Origin of the sequence: Streptomyces sp. SID14478 (assembly GCF_010548525.1) — a bacterium.
Taxonomy (GTDB): Bacteria; Actinomycetota; Actinomycetes; order Streptomycetales; family Streptomycetaceae; genus Streptomyces.
Genome location: NZ_JAAGMG010000803.1, coordinates 1 through 1,997 on the forward strand (window position 1 = coordinate 1; position 1,997 = coordinate 1,997).

Annotated in this window: 3 protein-coding genes; 1 reads left to right on the forward strand and 2 read right to left on the reverse strand. The window is 72.1% G+C overall.

From position 1 onward, the window contains the following. Positions 1-329: DUF1203 domain-containing protein (locus G3I40_RS26375; protein ID WP_164304661.1), on the forward strand; the 329-nt coding region annotated here is incomplete at its 5' end. 68 nt (positions 330-397) lie between these two features. Here G3I40_RS26375 and G3I40_RS26380 read toward each other — a convergent pair. Next, positions 398-1,417, reverse strand: a complete 1,020-nt coding sequence (locus tag G3I40_RS26380) for an aspartate-semialdehyde dehydrogenase (RefSeq protein WP_164304662.1) — start codon at positions 1,415-1,417, stop codon at positions 398-400. Between the two features lie 111 nt (positions 1,418-1,528). Next, positions 1,529-1,997 (reverse strand): hypothetical protein (locus tag G3I40_RS26385; protein ID WP_203644819.1); only part of this gene is annotated, 469 nt, incomplete at its 5' end.

Consider the following 1,997-nt stretch of genomic DNA (forward strand, 5'->3'; position numbering starts at 1 on the left):
TGCGCCGCTGGGCCGCCGCGACGGGCGCGGACCCCGGCGCGTACGACGAGCAGGGCCCCGTCTTCCTGCACGCCACCGAGGACGACTGCCCCGGCCACACCCCCGACGACGCCCACTACCCCTTCGACCGGCCCGGCGCCCTGCGCACCCTGCGCCGCTACGACGCGCGCGGTCACATCGCGGGCGGCCGCCTCCTGGAGATCCCCGAGGACGCGACGGCCGGCTTCGACGCGGCCCTCGACGAGGCGTTCGGCGACCCGGCCGTGGTGCTGGTGCACGTCAGGGCCGTGGAGTACGGGTGCCTGCACTTCGCGGTGCGCAGGCCCTGACGGCGCGGCACGCGCGAGGGGCGGCCACCGGTGTGCGGTGACCGCCCCTTCAGGCACGTACGGCCGGACTACTTGGCGGACAGCTCCTGCGCCACCAGCTCCGCGATCTGGACCGCGTTCAGCGCGGCGCCCTTGCGGAGGTTGTCGTTCGAGACGAACAGGGACAGGCCGTTGTCGACGGTCTCGTCACCGCGGATGCGGCCCACGAACGACGCGTCCTTGCCCGCGGCCTGCAACGGGGTCGGGATGTCGGACAGCTCGACGCCGGGGGCGCCGCCCAGCAGCTCCGTGGCGCGCTCGACGGACAGCGGGCGGGCGAAGCGGGCGTTGATCTGGAGCGAGTGGCCCGAGAAGACGGGGACGCGCACGCAGGTGCCGGAGACCTTGAGGCCCGGGATCTCCAGGATCTTGCGGGACTCGTTGCGCAGCTTCTGCTCCTCGTCCGTCTCGTTCAGGCCGTCGTCGACGATCGAGCCCGCGAGCGGCAGGACGTTGAACGCGATGGGGCGCTTGTAGACCTGCGGCTCGGGGAAGTCGACCGCCTCGCCGTCGTGCGTCAGCTTGTCGGCCTCGGCGACGACCTTCTGCGCCTGGCCGTGCAGCTCGGCGACGCCGGCGAGGCCGGAGCCGGAGACGGCCTGGTACGTGGCGACGACGAGCGCTTCGAGACCGGCCTCGTCGTGCAGGGGGCGAAGCACCGGCATCGCGGCCATCGTGGTGCAGTTCGGGTTCGCGATGATGCCCTTGGGGCGGTCCGCGATGGCGTGCGGGTTCACCTCGGAGACGACGAGGGGGACCTCGGGGTCCTTGCGCCAGGCGGAGGAGTTGTCGATGACGACCGGGCCCTGCGCGGCGACCTTCTCGGCGAGCGCCTTGGAGGTGGCGCCGCCCGCCGAGAACAGCACGATGTCCAGACCCGTGTAGTCGGCCGTGGAGGCGTCCTCGACGGTCACGCCGTCCAGGACGGTGCCGGCGCTGCGGGCCGAGGCGAACAGGCGCAGCTCGTCGACCGGGAAGGCGCGCTCGACGAGGATCTTGCGCATGACCGTGCCGACCTGACCGGTGGCTCCGACGATTCCGACCTTCACAGGGTTCCTCCGTACGTACACGAACTGAGCGGCGGGATGCCGCTCCATGATGCGTCTGTCCAGGCCCGCCTTGTCCAATCCATTGTCCGCGGTGCGAGGCGCCCGACCAGGTCAGCCGTGCGTCGAGATGCTCCACTTCCCCGAGGTCCTGATCTGGAGGAATCCGCTCGGAACGCGCTGGAGACCGGAGGCTGTGCTGAGGCGGCGTACCGGTTCCAGGCGTTCGTTCAGTTCCCAGAGCACGAAGAGGTCGAGCAGGCCGCGCGGCTCGTGCTTGATCATCACCTCGGCCGCCGGGCCGGTGTGACGTACGACTCCATACCCCTGGCCCTTCACGGTCCCGTCGAGCAGCGGTACGGAGGCCAGGTCCCGCGTCTCGACCCGCCAGCCGGTCTCCGGGCTCGCGGCGAGGACGAGGACGTAGCAGTACCCGGCCTCCTCGACCCACAGCGGGCCCGTCGCCGGGCGCCGTCGCCCGCCGCTGTCGGCCGAGATCCGCAGCTGCCCGTCGGCCTGCAGGGTGCGCGTCTCCAGCGGCTCCGTGTCCGGGGTGGTGCGGCCCACGGTGAGCAGCGCGGGC